The sequence below is a fragment of the Streptomyces sp. NPDC001100 genome, assembly GCF_053598575.1.
Genome location: NZ_JBSFKO010000026.1, coordinates 68,126 through 86,107, shown reverse-complemented (window position 1 = coordinate 86,107; position 17,982 = coordinate 68,126). Strand labels below are relative to the sequence as shown.

The window sequence follows — 17,982 nt, the reverse complement described above, 5'->3', positions numbered from 1 at the left end:
CTCTGTCCCCGGACGGCCCCCTGCGATGCCATACGGCCATGACGGCCGGACCCACGCTCACCAACGGAACGACCGCCGAGCACGAGCTCGCCGCACTGCAGCGCGAGCACGGCAGGCCGCTCTTCGCGCTGCTGCTCCGGCTCTGCGACGGCGACCGCCAGCGCGCCGAGGACCTCGTCCAGGAGACCCTGGTACGAGCCTGGCAGCACCCCGAGGCGCTGCGCGCCGACGACTTCGAGTCCGTACGGCCCTGGCTGCTGACGGTGGGCCGGCGGCTCGCCATCGACGCGCGGCGGGCCCGGCAGGCGCGACCGCCCGAGGTCGGGGACGCGGTGCTGGAGAACGCGCGCGTCTGTGCCGATCACGCGGAACGGTCGGCGGCGACGCTCGATGTGCGGGAGGCTGTGAAGACTCTCACTCCGGAGCACCGTGAAGTCCTGGTGCTCGTGTACTTCCAGGGGGCGAGTGTGGCGGAGGCCGCGGCGGCCCTCGGGATTCCGCCCGGTACGGTGAAGTCCCGTGCCTATTACGCGCTCCGCGCCCTGCGCCGGGTGCTTCCCGGCTATGCGGCCGACCTGCGGTGAAACCAACTCCTTAGTCAAACCTCCGCAAAGCGCCTTGCTCAGGACCCCGGTTGAGTAATCGGCTGTCCTCATCCGTGTTCCGGACTGGGGGGCTCGGGGTTCCTGACGGAGCCTCGGGCCGGGCGACGCGCACGCACCGGAGGAAGGCAGGAAGGGATGCTGCACAGAGGTCAAGAGAGCACGGACGGCACCGGCGGCGGTGAACTCACCGTCCCCATGGCCTGGCTGTACGCCGAGTACATCGCCGACGAACTGCTGCGGACCGGCGACCTGATGCCCCCGACGTCCTTCGAGTTCCGTGCGGGACGGGACGCGCTGGCGCTGACCATCTTCCTCTCCGACACGGACGGCGAATTGTCCGGTATCAGAGTGGTCACCCAACTTGAGACCTGGCTTTCGCTCACGGCGTACGACCAGCCGTGGCAGGACTGGGTCGAGGAACGTATGTCCAAGTTGACGGCGGAGGCGGTCGAGGCCGGCGTCGACGCACCGGACCTGGCGCTGGCGGAGAACGCCTGGCGCTGGCTGGAGGAGACCGAGCTGCTCGCGCCGGATCTGGACGCGGTGCCGGGAGGCGGTCCGGTGACCGGTGAGGACGACGGGCCGAAGGTCTGGACGCCCGCCTGGCAGCTGGGTCTGCCGCTCGGCCATCTCGCCATCCATCTTTTTTGAAACAGGACCAATCCACGGGTTCGACCGCTACGAATTCGTGATGGCGATTCTGTGTGCGCCTTGAGTGATTCGACGGGCTGGTGCGTACCGATGGGAGCAAGGAGTAACCCCACCCGCACCTAACGGCACGAGGATTCGTCATGAGGTCCCTGGAAAGGCATCGCGACGTCGGCGCGTACGCGCTCGGCGTGCTGGACGAGGCGGAGGCCTTCCGCTTCGAGGATCACCTCATGGAGTGCACCAGCTGCGCGGCTCATGTGACCGAATTCGGTCCCGCCTCACGGCAGTTGATGCTGTACCGGCGTGCGACGCCGCGCTACGTGCACCCCATGGCGCAACCCGGGCCCCGGCTGCTCGACCGGTTGCTCGGCGAGGTGTCCGCCCGTCAACGGGCCGGACGGCGGCGTTTTCTGTACGCCGTGGCCGCCTCGGTGGTACTGGCCGTGGGCGGCCCCGCGGTGGCGACGCTCGCCGGGGGCGGCGACGGGCCGGTGCAGCTCACCGCGACCGACGCCAAGTCGGGCGTGTGGGCACAGGTCACGGCCGCGAACGAGAACTACGGCAGTGATGTGTCCCTCAGGATCAAGGACGGCGCGGGCCCCCGCTCCTGTCGTCTCGTGGTCGTCGGCCGGGACGGTTCCGAGCAGGTCGTGACCAGTTGGAACGTACCCGCGCAGGACGCGACGATGATCACGATGCAGGGTGGCGCGGCGATGCACCCCGACGAGATCGACCACTACGACGTGCGCACCGCCGACGGCCGGCAGCTGGTGCGGCTCACCTCGCACTGAAGTCCCGCCCCGCGGCGGCCAGTTTCCGCAGGGCTCGCGCGGACGGGGTGCCCGGGTCCGCGGTGAGGAAGACGACCTGCTGGTCGTCGTGCGGAACGGTGAGCACATCGCAGTTCACCCGCAGTCGGCCCGCCTCCGGATGGGTCAGCGTCTTGGTGCGGTGACCGGGGGCGTGCACCGGGTCGGTGTCCCAGACCTGCGTGAACTCCTCGCTTCCGGCACGCAGTTCGGCCAGCAGACGGGCGAGGCCCGGGTCGTAGGGATAGCGGTCGGCGGCGCGGCGCAGCCGGGAGACCACGATGTGCGCGAACTCCTCGGCGCTCGAACTCTCCGGGGGCGGGCCCAGGAAGCGGCGGCGCGCCAGGTTCGGCCGCGTGCCGAGATCCCCGCCGAGTACGGCAGCCGCGAGCGGGTTCCAGGCGATGACGTCATAGGTGGCGTCGGTGACGATGGCCGCCGTGTCCGGGATGCGCTCCAGCAGGGCCGCCACATGCGGGCGGACGGTCCGCACCGGCGCGGCGAGAGGCGTCACCTGTGTCCCCGCCAGCCGGAACAGATGGCTCCGCTCGGCCGGGGTGAGCCGGAACACTCCGGTGAGGGCGTCCAGGACGCGGGGCGACGGGCGGGGGCCGCGGGCCTGTTCGAGGCGGGCGTAGTAGTCGACGGACATGTGGGCCAGCTCCGCGACCTCTTCCCGGCGCAGCCCGGAGGTCCGGCGGGACGGCTCCCCCGGCAGCCCCACATCGGCCGGCACCAGCTTCTCCCGCCGCCCGCGCAGAAACCGGGCCAGTTCCCGTCTGTCGGTCACGGTGCCTCCCTCCGGCTGCCAGGGATCGGTAGTCCCTGGTTCGACGGCGCGGGGCGCGGAATCGTCGTCCCCATGAACGATTCCACAGCACTGGTCACCGGCGCCAACAAGGGCATCGGCAAGGAGATCGCCCGCCTGCTCGTAGCCGAGGGCTTCACCGTGTACGTCGGCTCGCGCGACGCGGGCCGTGGACAGCGGGCGGTCGACGAACTCGGCGACGGCGCCCGCCTGTTGGTCCTGGACGTCACGGACGCCGGCAGCATCGCGGCGGCGGCACGAGAGGTCACCGCCCTGGACGTCCTGGTCAACAACGCGGGCATCATGGCAGGCGCGAGTCCGGCACCCGAGGCCGACCTCGACGACGTCCGCCGCACCTACGAGACGAACGTCTTCGGAGTCCTCGCGGTCACCAACGCATTCCTCCCGGCGCTCCGTCGCTCCTCCCGCCCCCGCGTCGTGAACGTCTCCAGCGGCACCGGCTCCCTGACCTGGAGCGCCGACCCGGACCGGGAGTTCGCCGCCCACGCCGGGGCGGGCGCGGCCTACCGCTCCTCGAAGACGGCCCTCAACGCCCTCACCCTCTTCTACGCGCAGTCCTTGGCGGGCGAGGGCTTCAAGGTGAACGCCCTGGCGCCCGGGCTGCGGGCGACGGACCTCAACGAACGGGCCGCGGCGAGCGACGGGGACCCGGCGGAGGCGGCACGCGGCGCCGTCGACCTGGCGCTGCTGCCGGACGACGGGCCCACGGGCCGGTTCCTGTCCTGGGACGGGACACCCGTGCCCTGGTGAGCCGAGCGGCAGGGCGTCCTGTGGCGGTGGACGACGCACAGCCTGCACAGAACGCCCGATCCGTACTGCTGCGCGGCCTGTGGCGCGACGCTGTCGACGGCTGGGACGCTCCCGGCGCGGTGGATCAAATCCCGGCCGCCAGAAGGCTGCTCGCCGCCGGGGCGGATCGGGACGACCTGATCCGCCTGGTCCGGGCCGTCGCGTACAAGGCGGTGTTCGCGACGCTCGACACCCTCGACGAGGGCGGCCCCGTGCACGATCCGGACGCGGTCGGCGGCTGGGTGGTCATGGGGACCGACGCGGACGGTTCACCGACCGGACACGTGCTCGCCGGGCTGCACGAGGACCTGTTGACGTCGGACCCCGGCGGATGCGACGGAGTCGGCCTCTGGCAGTAGGGGCCCGCTACTTGAGCAGTCGCGACAGCCGCCGGTCCGCCAGTGGCTTGCCGCCCGTCTGGCAGGTGGGGCAGTACTGGAGGGAGGAGTCGCTGAAGGAGACCTCTCGGACGGTGTCGCCGCAGACCGGGCAGGGCTGACCGGTGCGGCCGTGGACGCGCAGGCCGCTCTTCTTCTCCGCCTTCAGGCGGCCGGCGGCCACGCCCCGGGAGCGGTCGATGGCGTCGAGAAGTGTGGTGCGCAGGGCCGTGTAGAGCGTGTGGGTCTCGGCCGGGGTCAGGGACGCGGCCAGTTTGAAGGGGCTCATCTTCGCCGCGTGCAGGATCTCGTCGCTGTACGCGTTGCCCACTCCGGCGATCAGGGTCTGGTCGCGCAGGGCGCCCTTGAGCCGGCGGCGTTCGTCCTTGAGGAGTCCGGCGAAGCGCGGCTCGTCGAAGTCGTCGGCCAGGGGGTCGGGGCCGAGGCGGGCGACGCCAGGGACGGACTGCGGGTCGGTCACGACGTACACGGCGAGGCGCTTCTGGGTGCCCGCCTCCGTGAGGTCGAAGCCCTCGCCCGTCTCCAGGGCCACCCGGAGCGCGAGCGGGCCCTTGCCGGGGCGGGGCGGGCCGTCCGGGAGGCGGTCCTTCCAGTGCAGCCAGCCCGCCCGGGCGAGGTGGGTCACGAAGTGCGGGCCGCCGTCCGTCTCGACGTCCAGGAACTTGCCGTACCTGTGCACGGCCACCACCTCGTGGCCCTCCAGCGCGGTGGGCGGAGGGTCGTACGTCTTCAGGACGCTGATGGCGACGGGCAGCACCCGTACGATCTCGTGGCCGACGAGGTGTTCGGTCAGGAAGTCCTTCAGCGCTTCGACCTCGGGGAGTTCCGGCATACGTCCAGGGTGCCATCGGAGGGCCGTGGGGTCAGCTCCGGTCCGGGACCAGGAACTCGCACCACACGCACTTGCCGCTGCCCCGCGCCTCCACGCCCCACACGTCCGTGAGCAGGTCGACGAGGAGCAGCCCGCGCCCGGAGACGCCGTCCTCGCCCGCCTCGCGGCGGCGCGGGAGGGCGCTGGAGGAGTCCTCGACCTCGACTCGCAGTCGACGGTCGGGGCCGGTGAGGACCCTGAGGGTGACGATCGCGGAGCCCTCGGTGTGCATCAGGGCGTTGGTGATCAGTTCGTCGGCGACGAGTTCGACCTCGTCGGCGCGATCCCGCCCGCCCCAGGCCCGGACGGCGGCCCTGATCATGTGCCGGGCCTCGGTGAGGGCCTCGGAGTCGCCGGGCGCCACGTGCTGCTGGAGCCGGCCGCCCGAGCGCGGGGCGTCGAGGCCGCGGCGGCGCAGCAGGAGCAGCGCCACGTCGTCCTCGCCGCCGCGTTCCTCGGCCACGTCGATGAGCAGGTCGGCGAGGTCGCGTACGTCGTCGGGACCGGAGGCGATGAGGGCGATGAGGGTCTGCAGTCCGTCGTCGAGATCCGCGCCGGGCTGTTCGACGAGGCCGTCGGTGCACAGCACCAGGGTCTGGCCGGGGTCGAGTTCGAGGGTGGAGACCGGGTATTCGAGCCGCCCGAACTCGGCGGACAGGCCGAGCGGCAGCCCGCCCACGACAGGCATACGACGACAGGTCCGGTCCAACTGCCGCACCAGCGGGTCGATATGACCGGCCCGGACCACCTGGACCACTCCGGTGGACAGGTCGGCCTCGGCGTAGAGGCAGGTGGCGAAGCGGTCGGTGTCGAGTTCGTGCAGGAAGACGGAGGCACGGGCCATCACCGTGGCCGGGGTGTGCCCCTCGGCGGCGTACGCCTTGAGGACGATCCGCAGCTGGCCCATGACGGCGGCGGCGTGCGTGTCGTGGCCCTGGACGTCGCCGATGACGGCGCCGACCCGCCCGCCGGGCAGCGGGATCAGGTCGTACCAGTCGCCGCCGATGTCCCGGCCGAGCTTGGCCGACCGGTAGCGGACGGCGACGTCGGCGCCCGGCACGCTGGGGATGGCCCGCGGCAGCATCGCCTGCTGGAGCCCCTGCGCGAGGTCCTTCTCCTGCTCGTAGAACATGGCGCGCTGCAGGCTCTGCGCGATGCTGCTGCCCAGCGCGACCAGTACGTTGCGCTCCTCCGCCGAGAAGCCGCGACGGTCGCTGTAGAGCAGGCCCATCGTGCCGATCGGCCGGGCCTGGGCGATCAGCGGCAGATAGGCGCCTGCGGTGATGTGCAGTTCGGCGATGTGCTGCCACAGCAGCGGGTACCGTTCGGCGAACTCCTCGGGCGACTCGATGAACGCCGGGCTGAGCGTCCGTACGACTTCCGTCATCGGGTACGGCTCGTCGATCCGGAGGACCTCCTTGCCGGGTACGACGCTGCCCTCGGCGACCAGGCGGATCCGGCCGGCCTCCACCAGCCCCATGACCAGTCTGGTCGCGCCGAGGTGGACGAGGCCGTGGGTGTCCATGAGGACGTCGATGACGTCCTGGACGGTACGGGCGTGCGCGAGGGCGGCGGTGGTGAGCTGGACGACGTTGGTCTGGTCGCGCCGGGCCGCGTCGAGGGCGGCCTGCTCACGGCGGGCCGCGTTCTCGGCGAGTTCCTGGGTGGCGTCCCGCACGATGCCGATGATCCGGCGCGGGCGGCCCGTCTCGTCGCGCCGGATGTAGCCCTGGGTGTGGGTCCAGCGCAGGCTGCCGTCGCGCAGCCGCATCCGGAAGTAGGCGCCGTAGTTCTCGCTGCCGTCCTTCATGGCCTGGGAGACGAGACCGTCGAGCCGGTACCCCTCCGGCGGCGGTACCCGGATCGCCAGGGACTCGGGGCGTCCGTCGTATTCGTCGGGGCGCAGGTCGAAGACCTCGTGGGCCTGGGCGTCCATGTGGAACAGGCCGTTGTCCAGGTCCCAGTCGAAGCTGCCCATGCGGTTGAGCGCCAGGATCGGGTCCGGGTGGGCGGGCCAGTCGTCCGGGAGTGACAGGGCGCTCGCTCCCCGATCAACCATGCGGCCCACCTTGCCAGGATTTGCCCGATTATTCGACTTCTCGGACCCCTACGACCGACCGCCGGGTCAGCCGCCGAAGACGCCCGTGGGGCTGTCGAAGATGCTGCTGGTGGCGCCGCCGGGGATCAGCCCACCGCCGTCGGGCCGGTCCGGGGTCTCCGGGACGGTCGGCGGCCCGATCCCGTCCGGGGAGCCGGGGTCCTGGGAAGGCTGGGGCGCGACCGTTCTCGGGGTGGCCGTGACGGTCGCGGTGGGGCAGCCGGTGACACCCGGGGCGGGTACCCGGGCCGCCGTTCCGCCGGCCACGCCCGGGGCGACGGTGACGGTCGGGGTCGTCACGCAGCCGGGGGTGGACTTGCCCGGGGCGGTACTCCGGCCGTCACCGGGGGACGCGCTCCCGTCGCCCGGCGAGGCGCTCGGAGGGACGCTCGGGGACGTGCTCGGAGCGGCGCTCGGCGAGGAGCCCGGCGAGGCGCTCGACGAAGGGCTCGGCGAAGAGCTCGTCCCACTGGACGGGGTGCCGGTTCCCCCGGTCGGAGTGCTGGAGTGGCTGCCGTGAGGGCGCGGAGACTTGCTTCCGTGCGGGGCGGGGGTGGTGCCGGGCCGTGTCGGCGGCACATGGACCGGCGGCCGTACGACGTGGTCGTGGTGCGGTCCGCGATGACCGAGGGGCCGTTCGATCCAGGTGCTGTCCACGACGTCGACGATCGTGATGTCGGTGATCACCTGCGGTGCCGGTGTCACCACGACCACCTCGGCGGGCCGGTACCCGGACCAGCCCCGTCCGCTGCCGCCGGAGTTCCCGCCCGCCACGCCCGCCTTGAGCGGGTTGCCGCAGGCGCAGCGCACGCGGGGCACGCCCCGGTTGTCGACGAGGACGGCGGTACCGGCCTGGAGGACCGACTGGAAACCGGTCACCCGCGCGTCCCGGAACCCGTGGTTGGTGACCTGGGTGTCGGCGCGCAGCACGACCGAGGTCAGCCCGCGCAGATAGCCGGGAATCGCGCTCCGGGAGATCCCCTCGGCCTGCGCGAAGGCACCGGCCTTGGCCTGGTCCCGGGTGAGATAGGCGATCTGCCGCTCGACATCACAGCTGCCGGTGCGCGCCGTGCCGCCGTAGAGGCCGGGTGTGGCGCCGGAGATGGTCCGGGTGCGGCCGGCGGACGGGGAAGCCGGCGCCGTGGGCGTCGAGACCGTGGGCATCGGCTGCGGCGTTCGGGTGACCCGCGGCGGGGTACTCGGCGCGGTGGCCGTGGAGTCCGTGAAGGGGTCGGGGCCCTGAGCCGCGACGGGCTGCAGGAAGACCTCGCCGCTCGCCTTCGCGGCCTCGCCGCTCGATCTCATGCCGTGGGCGCCGCCGCAGCCGGCGACGAGGAGCGCCGCCGAGAGCGCGCAGGCCGTGGCGATGGTTCCGGTCGATGTGCGCACCGTGTTCTCCCGCCTCAAGCCGGGTGATTCGCCACTATTGTCTGCTTCACTCGCATGGGTTACGCAACCGGAGGCATGGAAGACACAGAGTGACGACCTGCCGAGGTGTGACGATGGAGGGAGGAGCGCACGGTCGTGGGATGGTTCACCGCACCCGACTACTGGCTGAGCCGACTGGTCTTCCAGCGGGCCCTGGCCGGTGTCTATCTGGTCGCGTTCCTCACGGCGGCCTTGCAGTTCCGCGCGCTGATCGGCGAGCGGGGCATGCTGCCGGTCCCCCGGTTCGTCCGCCGGATGCCGTTCGGGCGGGCCCCTAGTCTCTTCCAACTCCACTACACCGACCGCTTCTTCGCGCTCTGCGCGTGGACGGGCTGTGCTGTGTCGCTCGCACTCGCGGTCGGGCTCGACTCCCAACTCCCGCTCTGGGGCGGAATGTTGCTGTGGCTGCTGCCGTGGGCGCTGTATCTGTCGATCGTCAACGTCGGCCAGACCTGGTACGGGTTCGGCTGGGAGTCGCTGCTGCTGGAGGTCGGCTTCCTGGCCGTCCTCCTCGGCAACGACGAGGTGGCGCCACCCATCGTCGTGCTGATCCTGCTGCGCTGGATCCTGTTCCGGGTCGAGTTCGGCGCGGGCCTGATCAAGCTGCGCGGCGACGCGTGCTGGCGGAAGCTGACCTGCCTGGACTTCCACCACGAGACACAGCCGATGCCGGGCCCGCTGAGCTGGTTCTTCCACCACCTCCCCCGCTCGTTGCACCGGATCGAGGTCGCCGCCAACCACCTCACCCAACTCGTCGTGCCCGTCCTGCTGTTCACCCCGCAGCCGGTCGCGACGGCCGCCGCGACCCTGATGATCGCCACCCAGCTGTGGCTGGTCCTGTCCGGCAACTTCGCCTGGCTGAACTGGATCACCATCGCGCTGGCCCTCTCGGCCGTCCGACTCCCCCGCGCGGCGCCGTCACCCACCCCCGGCCCACCGCCCCTCTGGTACGAGGTCGTGGTCCTGGCCGTCGCCGCCCTGCTGCTGTGGCTCAGCCGCCGCCCGGTCCGCAACATGCTCTCCCGCCACCAGGCCATGAACCGTTCCTTCGACCCGCTCCATCTGGTCAACACCTACGGCGCGTTCGGCAACGTCAGCCGCATCCGCCACGAGGTGGTGATCGAGGGCACGGCGGACTCCGTACCCCGCGAGGACTCCGACTGGCGGGAGTACGAGTTCAGGGGCAAGCCGGGCCAACCGCACCACTGGCCGCGCCAGTTCGCGCCGTACCATCTGCGCCTGGACTGGATGATGTGGTTCGCGGCGCTCTCCCCCGGCTACGCCGAGCCGTGGTTCGGCGCCCTGGTGGAACGGCTCCTGGAGAACGACCGGGACACGCTACGACTGCTGCGCCGCTCGCCGTTCGCGCCGGACGCGCCCCCACGCCATGTCCGGGCCCGTCTCTTCCGCTACCACTACACAACCTGGTGGGAGTTGAGGGAGACGGGCGCGTGCTGGGAGCGGACGTTCGTGCGGGAGTACTTCCCGCCGACCAGGCTGGCGAAGGAGGTTCAGAGGCCGTAGACGCGGGTCGCCGTTCCCTCGAAGATCTCGGCGCGTTCCGCCGCGCCGAGCCCTTCGGTCAACTCACCTGTGGCGGCGGCGACTTCGCCGTAGCTCGCCGCCAGGGTGCACACCGGCCAGTCGGAGCCGAACATCAGCCGGCCCGGCCCGAAGGCGTCGAGCGCGACGTCCGTGTAGGGGCGCAGGTCCTGGGTGCTCCAGGTCTTCCAGTCGGCCTCCGTGACCAGGCCGGACAGTTTGCAGTGGGTGTTGGGGAGCGCGGCGAGGGAGCGCAGGGCCGACTCCCACGGCTCCAGCCGGCCCGAGGCGACGGGTGGTTTACCCAAGTGATCGAGTACGAAAGTGAGTCGGGGCAGGGATGCGGCTGCCTGGACACTGGCCGGGAACTGGTGGGGCAGCACCAGCAGGTCGTAGACGAGTCCCGCGTCGGCCACGGCGGCGAGGCCGCGGCGTACGTCGGGGCGCAGCAGCCAGTTCGGGTCGGGTTCGCCCTGTACCTGGTGGCGGATGCCCTTCAGGTAGTGGCCGCCGGGGAGTTCGCGCAGGCGGGCCAGTTCGTCGGCGATGTCGGGGCGGGTGAGGTCGGTCCAGCCGACGACTCCGGCGACGAGGTCGTGCGTGTCGGCGAGCGCGAGGAACTCCGGGGTCTCCTCGGCGACGGTGATCGTCTGGACGAGGACGGTCCGGTCGACGCCGGCCGCGCGCGCCTCGGGTTCGAGGTCGGTGACGCTGAAGTCGCGGCGGATCGGCTGGAGTGCGGGGCCGGTGATCCAGTCCTGGTCGCGGACGGAGAGGTCCCAGACGTGGTGGTGGGCGTCGACGGTCATGGCAGCTCCCATACGACGGGCAGGCCGGCGTCGGCGCCCTCGCTCGTGTAGTCGTGCACCACGTCCAGGAGTTGGGCCATGCGGGCCTGCCAGGCGACGTTCACCGGGAGCTGGTCCAGTTCGGCCAGCAGGCGGGCGTAGTCGTCGCACTCCAGGACGTGGAAGAGGTCGGTGCCGCTGCGCCAGATCGTCCAGGAGGTGGCGCCGGCGGCCCGGATCGCGGCCGTGAGTTCCTTGGGGACCTCGCGGTGGGCGCTCTCGTACGCGTCGATGCGATCGGCGCGCACCTTGGTGTGGAGGGCCACTCTCATGACGGCTCCTCGGCCGGGACCGGGGCGTCGGCGGGCAGCAGCCCCGTGTCCCGCAGCTCCTGCCAGAACGCGTCCGGCACCTTGGCCGCGAACTGCTCGGCGCAGTCCCGGACTTCGGCCTCCGAGCGGGCGCCGACCAGGACGCTCGCCACGGCCGGGTGCGCGGCGCAGAACGCCAGGGCGGCGGCGCGCAGGGTCGTGCCGTGCCGCTCGGCCGCCTCCTTCATGCGCAGCGCCCGGTCCAGCAACTCGGCCGGTGCGTGGGCGTAGTTGTAGGTCGCGTCCGGCTTCGGGTCCGCGAGCAGGCCGGAGTTGAAGGCGCCGCCGATGACGACCGACTTGCCGCGGGCGACGGCGGACGGGAGCAGTTCGGTGAGGGCACTCTGGTCGAGCAGGGTGTAGCGGCCCGCGCACAGCACCACGTCCACGTCCGTTTCCTGGACGAAGCGGGTGAGCATCCCGGCCTGGTTCATGCCCGCGCCGATGGCGCCGACGACGCCCTCGGCGCGGAGCTTCTCCAGGGCGGGATAGCCCTCGCGGAAGACCTGGTCGGCGTGGTCGTCGGGGTCGTGCAGGTAGACGATGTCGACGCGGTCGAGGCCGAGCCGTTCCAGGCTGGCGTCCAGGGTGCGCCGGATCCCGTCGGCGGTGAAGTCCCAGACGCGGCGGCTGGTGGCGGGCACGGCGAAGCCGTCGGCGAGGTCGTCCCCTGTCACCGTCTCCACGGGGTCGAGGCGGCGGCCGACCTTGGTGGAGATCGTGTACTGAGCGCGCGGACGGTCGCGCAGCGCGGCGCCGAGGCGCCGCTCGGACAGGCCGATGCCGTAGTGGGGTGCCGTGTCGAAGTAGCGAATGCCCTGCTGCCAGGCCGCGTTGACTGCCCGGTACGCCTGCTCGTCGTCGACCTCGGTGAACAGGTTGCCCAGCGGGGCGGCGCCCAGACCGAGCCCGCCCACCTCGACCCCGCTGCTGCCGAGCGTGCTCACGGGCCCACCGGCCTCAGCCGCAGGCCCTGCATACCGCCGTCCACGGCGAGCGAGGTGCCGGTGGTGGCGCCGGACAGCGGGCTCGCCAAGTAGGCGATGGCGCCCGCGACTTCGGCCGCCGAGACGAGCCGGCCGGAGGGCTGGCGGGCGGCCAGGGCGGCGCGTTCGGCGGCCGGGTCGGCGGCCGAGTCGAGGAGGCGTCCGACCCAGGGGGTGTCCGCCGTACCGGGGTTGACGCAGTTGACGCGGACGCCTTCGCGGAGGTGGTCGGCGGCCATGGCGAGGGTGAGGGACTGCACGGCGCCCTTGGTGGCGCTGTAGAGGGCGCGTTGGGGCAGTCCGGCGGTGGCGGCGATGGAGCAGGTGTTGACGATCGCCGCGTGGGAGGACTCGCGCAGATGCGGGAGCGCGGCGCGGGTGACGCGGACCATGCCGACGACGTTGACGTCCAGGACGCGGTGCCACTCGTCGTCGTCGTTGTCCTCGACGGTGCCCTGGGCGCCGATGCCCGCGTTGTTCACGACGATGTCGAGTCCGCCGAGGTCGGCGACCGCGGATGCCACGGCCTGTCGAACGGAGGCGTCGTCGGTGACGTCGGCGCGGTAGCCGAGCAGCGGCTTCTCGACACCGCTCGGGTCCAGGTCGAGGACGGCGACCTGGGCGCCGCGCTCGGCGAGGAGTTCGGCGGTGGCGCGGCCGATGCCGGAGGCGCCGCCGGTGACCAGGGCCCTGAGCCCCTCGAAGTCGGTCATGCCGCGTGCCCCTTCTGGCTGTCGAGGTCGGCGGCCCAGAAGGTGCCGCCGGGGAACGTGTAGCGCGCGATGGACTCGGGCCGCATGGTGGCCGAGAAGCCGGGTGTGCTGGGTGCCATGTAGTGACCTTCGCGGATCACCACCGGATCGAGGAAGTGGTCGTGCAGATGATCCACGTACTCGATGACGCGGTCGTCGGTGGTGCCGGACACGGCGAGGTAGTCGAACATCGAGAGGTGCTGGACGAGTTCGCACAGTCCGACACCGCCCGCGTGCGGGCAGACGGGCACTCCGAACTTGGCGGCGAGCAGCAGGATCGCGAGGTTCTCGTTGACTCCGCCGACACGGGCCGCGTCTATCTGGAGGATGTCGAGGGCGCCGGCCTGGAGCAGCTGCTTGAACACGACGCGGTTCTGGACGTGTTCGCCGGTGGCGACCTTCACCGGGGCCACGGCGGCGCGGATGGCGGCGTGGCCGAGGACGTCGTCGGGGCTGGTGGGTTCCTCGATCCAGTACGGGTCGAACTCGGTGAGGGCCTTGGTCCAGCGGATCGCCTCGTCCACGTTCCAGCGCTGGTTGGCGTCGATCGCCATCCGGATGTCGGGGCCGACGGCCGAACGGGCCACGCGGCAGCGCCGGATGTCGTCGTCGAGGTCGGCGCCGACCTTCAGCTTGATCTGCCGGAAGCCGTCCCGGACGGCCTGCACGGCGAGCCGGGTGAGCTTCTCGTCGTCGTAGCCGAGCCAGCCGGCGGAGGTGGTGTAGGCGGGAAATCCCCGCTCCAGAAGGCGGGTTCGGCGCTCCTCGGCGCCCGCCCGGCCGCGCCGCAGGATGTCCAGGGCCTCCTCCGGGGTGAGCGCGTCGGTGATGTACCTGAAGTCGATCTGGCTGACGAGCCATTCGGGGTCGGCGTCGGCCAGGAGCTGCCACAGGGGCTTGCCCGCGCGTTTGGCGGTGAGGTCCCAGGCCGCGTTGACGACGGCGCCGATCGCCATGTGCATCACGCCCTTCTCGGGCCCCAGCCAGCGGAGTTGGCTGTCGCCGATCAGGTCGCGGTTCAACGTCCCCGGGTCCGCACAGAGTTCGTCGACCGACCGGCCGATCACATGGTCCCGCAGCGCGTGGATCGCGGCGACCTGGACTTCGTTGCCCCGCCCGATGGTGAAGCTGAACCCGTGTCCCTCGTGCCCGTCGGCCGCGTCGGTGCGCAGGACGACGTAGGCCGCCGAGTAGTCGGGGTCCGGGTTCATCGCGTCGGAACCGTCGAGTTCGCGCGAGGTGGGAAAACGGATGTCGTAGGTGTCGACCGCGGTGACGCGAGCGGGAGGGCCGGGGATCGGTGACACGGAAGGCCTTTCGGTCGGGTTCAGGGATCCGGTGCCGTGCGGGTGCCGGAAGCCGGGGGGTCAGTCCTGGGCGCGGCCGGTGGTGATGCGGGCGATCATGAGGGCGACCAGGATGATCCCGCCGTAGATGGCCTGGATCCAGAAGGACGGGACCTGGGCGAGTGTGAGCAGGTTCTGCACGACTCCCAGGAGGAGTACGCCGGTCAGGGCGCCGAACATGGTGCCCTTGCCGCCGTCGAGGCTGATGCCGCCGATGACCGCCGCCGCCATCACGGTGAAGATCATGTTGTTGCCCTGGTTGGCGCTGATCGCGCCGACGTAGCCGGTCTGCATGATCCCGCCCACCGAGGCGAGCACGCCGGCCACGATGGACACCCCGAGGAGCATCCGGTCGACGCGGATGCCGGCCGCGCGGGCCGCTTCCTGGTTGCCGCCGATCGCGTACAGGGCGCGGCCGACGCGGTGGTACTTCAGCACGAACCCGGCGACCGCGAAACAGACCGCGGCCAGCCACACCGACATGGGGACGCTGAGGAAGGTGCTGGTGGCCAGGGTGAAGAAGGAGTCGGGCATGCCGAACAGGGTCTTGCCCTTGGTGGCACCGACCAGCAGCCCGCGGAGCACGATCAGCATGGCGAGGGTGACGATGAAGGCGTTGAGCTTGAACTTCACCACGAGGATGCCGTTGAAGGCGCCGATGATCCCGCCCACGACGAGGATCGCGACGAGGGCGAGCGGCGCCGACCACTCCGTGCCCCAGCCGGACTCGGCCGACGGCAGGACCAGCAGGGCGCCGATGGCGGGCGCGATGCCGACCACGGACTCCAGCGAGAGGTCGATCTTGCCGGTGATCAGGATCAGCGACTCGGCGAGGACCACCATCGCGAGCGCGGCGGAGGCGCCCAGGATGGAGATCAGGTTCCGTTCGGTGAGGAACGAGTCGTTGACGATCGCGCCGAGCACCAGGAGCACCAACAGGGCCGGTACGAGCGCGAGTTCACGGGCCCGGCGGAGCAGGACCGTGCGGGCCGAGGCCGCCCCGGTGGCGCGTGGGGCGGCGAGCGGCGGGGCCGCCTTGGTGTCAGCCATGGTCCACTCCTTCGATGGAGGCGATCAGCTCGTGGTCGCGCCAGCCCGCCGGGTGCTCGGCGACGACACGGCCGTGGAAGAGGACGAGGACGCGGTCGCAGCGCCGCAGGTCGTCGAGTTCGTCGGAGACGACGAGCACGGCGGTGCCGTCGTCGCGGGCGCTGTCCATGCGGGCGAGCAGTGACTCCTTGGACTTCACGTCGACGCCCGCGGTGGGGTTGATGAGGACCAGCAGCCTCGGGTCGGAGGCCAGCGCGCGAGCCATGACGACCTTCTGCGCGTTGCCGCCCGACAGGTCCGACACGGGCTGGTCGGGGCCCTCGGCGTGGATGTCGAGCCGGTCGATCAGCTCGGTGGCGAAGCCGCGTTTGCGGTCGGTGCCGACGAAGCCGAACCGGCCGAGCCGGTCCAGGACCGTCATGGTGGCGTTGTCGCCGATGGACATGCTGAAGACCAGTCCTTGGCCGTGGCGGTCACGCGGGACGCATCCGACACCGGCCTTGAGCGCGGCCTGCACATCACCGAACGGCAGCTTCTCGCCGTCGAGTTGAGCGGTCCCGCCGGTCGGCGTGTACAGCCCGGTGAAGGACTCGGCCAGCTCGATCTTGCCGCTGCCACTCGACCCGGCGAGACCGACGACCTCGCCGCGGCGGACGGTGAGGTCGACGTTCTCGTACGACTCGGAGGTGAGCCCGCGTGCGTCGAGGAGAACGGGTGACGTGTCGTCCAACTCCCTTAGTTGCACCTCCAGTTCGGCAATCGACTCCCCCGCCATCGCCTCCACCAGGGCGCGGCGCGGGAGGTCGGCGACCGGTGCGGTGGTGATCCAGCGGGCGTCGCGCAGCACGGTGACGGTCTGGCACACCTCGTACACCTCCTGGAGGTGGTGCGAGATGAACAGGAAGGTGACACCGGACTCCTGGAGCGCCCGCATGCGGGAGAAGAGCCGTTCGATCTCCCGGTTGTCGAGCTGGGCGGTCGGTTCGTCGAGGACGATGAACCGGGCGCCGAAGCTCAACGCCCGGGCGATCTCCACCATTTGGCGGTCCTCGACCTTGAGGTCGGCGGTGCGCGCCTCGGGGTCGACGCGCACGTCCCAGGTGTCGAGGAGTTCGGCGGCCTCGGAGCGCAGCCTGCGCCAGCTGATGACTCCGCCGCGGGAGGTCGGCTGACGGTTGATGAAGAGGTTCTCCGCGACCGTCAACTCGGGTACCACGGTGGGACGTTGATAGACGCAGGCCACCTTGGCGCGCCAGGCGTCCCGGTCGGCGAGCGGGGGCGCGGGTTCGCCGTCGAAGCGGACCGTGCCCTCGTCGGGGGCCTGGAGTCCGGTGAGGACGGTGACCAGGGTGGACTTGCCGGCGCCGTTGCGGCCGACGAGGGCGTGGGACTCGCCGGGCAGCACGGTGAGTTGGCCGTCGGCGAGGGCGACGGTGGGGCCGTACCGCTTGACGATTCCCGTCGCCTCCACCAGCGGGGTGGTCAGTGGGCTGCTCATTTGACCGTGTTGCCCCAGAGCTTGGGGTCGTCGACGTTGTCCTTGGTGACCAGGGGCGCGGGCAGCTGGTCCTCCAGGATGCCGCTGGGCAGCTTGACGATCGTGGAGTCGTGGTCGGTGGGGCCGGGCTTGAAGGTCTTCCCCTGCATCGCGGCCTTGATGTAGTACATGCCGTATTTGGCGTAGGCGTCGGCCGGTTGGGAGACGGTGGCGTCGATCTCGCCCTTGCGGATCGCGTCGAACTCCTGCGGGATGCCGTCGTTCGAGACGATCGTGATGTGCCCGGCCTGGCCCGCCGTCTTCAGCATGCCCTTGGACTTGAGGGTCTGGAGGGTGGGCGCGAGGTAGACGCCGCCCGCCTGCATGTAGATGCCCTTGATGTCCGGGTTGGCGTTGAGGAGCGTGTCGAGCTTGGAGGCCGCGGTGTCGGACTCCCACTTGGCGGGGATCTCCAGGACCTTCAGCTTGGGGTACTTCTTCTTGACGCAGGCCCTGAACGCCTCCGACCGGTCACGGCCGTTGACGGACGCCAGGTCGCCCATGATCTGCACGACCTTGCCGCTGGTGATGTGCGCTCCGAGGTATTCGCAGGCCTTCTCGCCGTAGGCGACGTTGTCGGCGCGCACGACCATCGCGACCTTGCCCTTGTCGGGCGCCACGTCGACGGCGACGACCGGTACGCCCTTGCGGTCCGCCTGGTCGAGGCCGGCTTCGATGGCGGCGCTGTCCAGCGGGGCGACGACCAGGCCCTTGACGCCCTGGTTCAGCTCGTTGTTGATGTCGGTGATCTGCTGCGAGGGGTCACTGTTGGAGTTGACCGTCTTCAGCGCGTCGACGCCCTCGGACTTCGCCATCTTCGGCACGTAGTCGTTGTACGACTGCCAGAACGGCGAGGTCAGCAGGGGCAGGATCACCCCCACCTTGCCGGTACCGCCGCTGCCGCCGGCGCTGCTCGCGCCGGTGTCCTTGGTGCTGCCGCACGCGGTGAGCACGAGCGCGGTACCGGTGACCGCGGCCACCGCACCGACCATGCGCAACCTGCTGCGTATCCCCACTGTCCTGCCGAGCATTCGATGGCTCCTCGTTGAGCGTGTCCGAGCAGATGACCGCATATTTATCAGACCACTTCCCCGAAACAACACCCTGCAGAGGCAGTTTTTCCGGGATTTCC

18 protein-coding genes are annotated in these 17,982 nt (G+C 71.1%); 6 read left to right on the top strand and 12 right to left on the bottom strand.

Annotation, left to right across the window (positions count from 1 at the left end; genetic code table 11):
* Positions 1 to 38 precede the first annotated feature (38 nt).
* From ACWDEW_RS31935 to ACWDEW_RS31925, 3 genes are all read left to right on the top strand, one after another.
* Complete coding sequence (locus ACWDEW_RS31935) at positions 39 to 584, top strand: sigma-70 family RNA polymerase sigma factor (protein WP_043670802.1); 546 nt, start codon at positions 39 to 41, stop codon at positions 582 to 584.
* A 156-nt stretch (positions 585 to 740) separates the two neighbouring features.
* Positions 741 to 1,256: a hypothetical protein gene (locus ACWDEW_RS31930; protein WP_450517346.1), complete on the top strand. Its 516-nt coding sequence runs from the start codon at positions 741 to 743 to the stop codon at positions 1,254 to 1,256.
* 140 nt (positions 1,257 to 1,396) lie between these two features.
* Positions 1,397 to 2,047, top strand: a complete 651-nt coding sequence (locus ACWDEW_RS31925) for a zf-HC2 domain-containing protein (RefSeq protein WP_450517345.1) — start codon at positions 1,397 to 1,399, stop codon at positions 2,045 to 2,047.
* On the opposite strand, the gene ACWDEW_RS31920 is transcribed toward ACWDEW_RS31925, so the two are convergent.
* On the bottom strand, positions 2,034 to 2,855 hold the full coding sequence (locus tag ACWDEW_RS31920; protein ID WP_450517343.1) for a helix-turn-helix transcriptional regulator: 822 nt from the start codon (positions 2,853 to 2,855) through the stop codon (positions 2,034 to 2,036). The two genes, ACWDEW_RS31925 and ACWDEW_RS31920, sit on opposite strands and share 14 nt — an antisense overlap.
* Before the next feature lie 72 nt (positions 2,856 to 2,927).
* Between ACWDEW_RS31920 and ACWDEW_RS31915 the strand changes: the two genes are divergently transcribed.
* Both ACWDEW_RS31915 and ACWDEW_RS31910 read left to right on the top strand, forming a co-directional pair.
* The gene (locus ACWDEW_RS31915; protein ID WP_450517341.1) at positions 2,928 to 3,644 is read left to right on the top strand and encodes an SDR family oxidoreductase; all 717 of its coding nucleotides are present in this window, start codon (positions 2,928 to 2,930) and stop codon (positions 3,642 to 3,644) included.
* A 26-nt stretch (positions 3,645 to 3,670) separates the two neighbouring features.
* Positions 3,671 to 4,042 (top strand): hypothetical protein, encoded by a 372-nt coding sequence (locus ACWDEW_RS31910; protein ID WP_450517340.1) that lies wholly within the window; start codon positions 3,671 to 3,673, stop codon positions 4,040 to 4,042.
* Between the two features lie 7 nt (positions 4,043 to 4,049).
* On the opposite strand, the gene ACWDEW_RS31905 is transcribed toward ACWDEW_RS31910, so the two are convergent.
* The 3 genes from ACWDEW_RS31905 to ACWDEW_RS31895 form a co-directional block, all read right to left on the bottom strand.
* The gene (locus ACWDEW_RS31905; protein WP_450517338.1) at positions 4,050 to 4,913 is read right to left on the bottom strand and encodes an Fpg/Nei family DNA glycosylase; all 864 of its coding nucleotides are present in this window, start codon (positions 4,911 to 4,913) and stop codon (positions 4,050 to 4,052) included.
* 31 nt (positions 4,914 to 4,944) lie between these two features.
* Positions 4,945 to 7,011 (bottom strand): SpoIIE family protein phosphatase, encoded by a 2,067-nt coding sequence (locus tag ACWDEW_RS31900; protein WP_450517336.1) that lies wholly within the window; start codon positions 7,009 to 7,011, stop codon positions 4,945 to 4,947.
* Between the two features lie 66 nt (positions 7,012 to 7,077).
* Positions 7,078 to 8,439: a DUF6777 domain-containing protein gene (locus ACWDEW_RS31895; RefSeq protein ID WP_450517334.1), complete on the bottom strand. Its 1,362-nt coding sequence runs from the start codon at positions 8,437 to 8,439 to the stop codon at positions 7,078 to 7,080.
* A 135-nt stretch (positions 8,440 to 8,574) separates the two neighbouring features.
* Between ACWDEW_RS31895 and ACWDEW_RS31890 the strand changes: the two genes are divergently transcribed.
* Complete coding sequence (locus ACWDEW_RS31890) at positions 8,575 to 10,002, top strand: lipase maturation factor family protein (RefSeq protein WP_450517333.1); 1,428 nt, start codon at positions 8,575 to 8,577, stop codon at positions 10,000 to 10,002.
* Here the strand turns inward: ACWDEW_RS31890 and ACWDEW_RS31885 are convergent.
* Genes ACWDEW_RS31885 through ACWDEW_RS31850 form a run of 8 tightly spaced genes read right to left on the bottom strand, consistent with a single transcriptional unit; the run spans position 9,990 to position 17,881 of the window.
* Complete coding sequence (locus ACWDEW_RS31885; protein ID WP_450517331.1) at positions 9,990 to 10,829, bottom strand: amidohydrolase family protein; 840 nt, start codon at positions 10,827 to 10,829, stop codon at positions 9,990 to 9,992. The genes ACWDEW_RS31890 and ACWDEW_RS31885 overlap by 13 nt on opposite strands.
* Positions 10,826 to 11,140 (bottom strand): L-rhamnose mutarotase, encoded by a 315-nt coding sequence (locus ACWDEW_RS31880; protein WP_450517330.1) that lies wholly within the window; start codon positions 11,138 to 11,140, stop codon positions 10,826 to 10,828. The genes ACWDEW_RS31885 and ACWDEW_RS31880 overlap by 4 nt, the downstream gene beginning before the upstream one ends.
* Positions 11,137 to 12,126, bottom strand: coding sequence for an aldo/keto reductase (locus tag ACWDEW_RS31875; protein ID WP_450517328.1), 990 nt, complete (start codon positions 12,124 to 12,126; stop codon positions 11,137 to 11,139). Before ACWDEW_RS31875 ends, ACWDEW_RS31880 begins: the two co-directional genes overlap by 4 nt.
* A complete protein-coding gene (locus ACWDEW_RS31870; protein ID WP_450517326.1) occupies positions 12,123 to 12,878 on the bottom strand; it encodes an SDR family NAD(P)-dependent oxidoreductase in 756 nt (251 codons plus the stop codon). The genes ACWDEW_RS31875 and ACWDEW_RS31870 overlap by 4 nt, the downstream gene beginning before the upstream one ends.
* Complete coding sequence (locus ACWDEW_RS31865) at positions 12,875 to 14,224, bottom strand: L-fuconate dehydratase (protein WP_450517324.1); 1,350 nt, start codon at positions 14,222 to 14,224, stop codon at positions 12,875 to 12,877. The genes ACWDEW_RS31870 and ACWDEW_RS31865 overlap by 4 nt, the downstream gene beginning before the upstream one ends.
* 60 nt (positions 14,225 to 14,284) lie before the next feature.
* A complete protein-coding gene (locus tag ACWDEW_RS31860; RefSeq protein WP_262057082.1) occupies positions 14,285 to 15,313 on the bottom strand; it encodes an ABC transporter permease in 1,029 nt (342 codons plus the stop codon).
* Entirely contained in the window at positions 15,306 to 16,811 is a 1,506-nt protein-coding gene (locus ACWDEW_RS31855) for a sugar ABC transporter ATP-binding protein (protein WP_450517322.1), read from the bottom strand. The genes ACWDEW_RS31860 and ACWDEW_RS31855 overlap by 8 nt, the downstream gene beginning before the upstream one ends.
* A complete protein-coding gene (locus ACWDEW_RS31850; RefSeq protein WP_450517320.1) occupies positions 16,808 to 17,881 on the bottom strand; it encodes a sugar ABC transporter substrate-binding protein in 1,074 nt (357 codons plus the stop codon). Before ACWDEW_RS31850 ends, ACWDEW_RS31855 begins: the two co-directional genes overlap by 4 nt.
* Positions 17,882 to 17,982 lie beyond the last annotated feature (101 nt).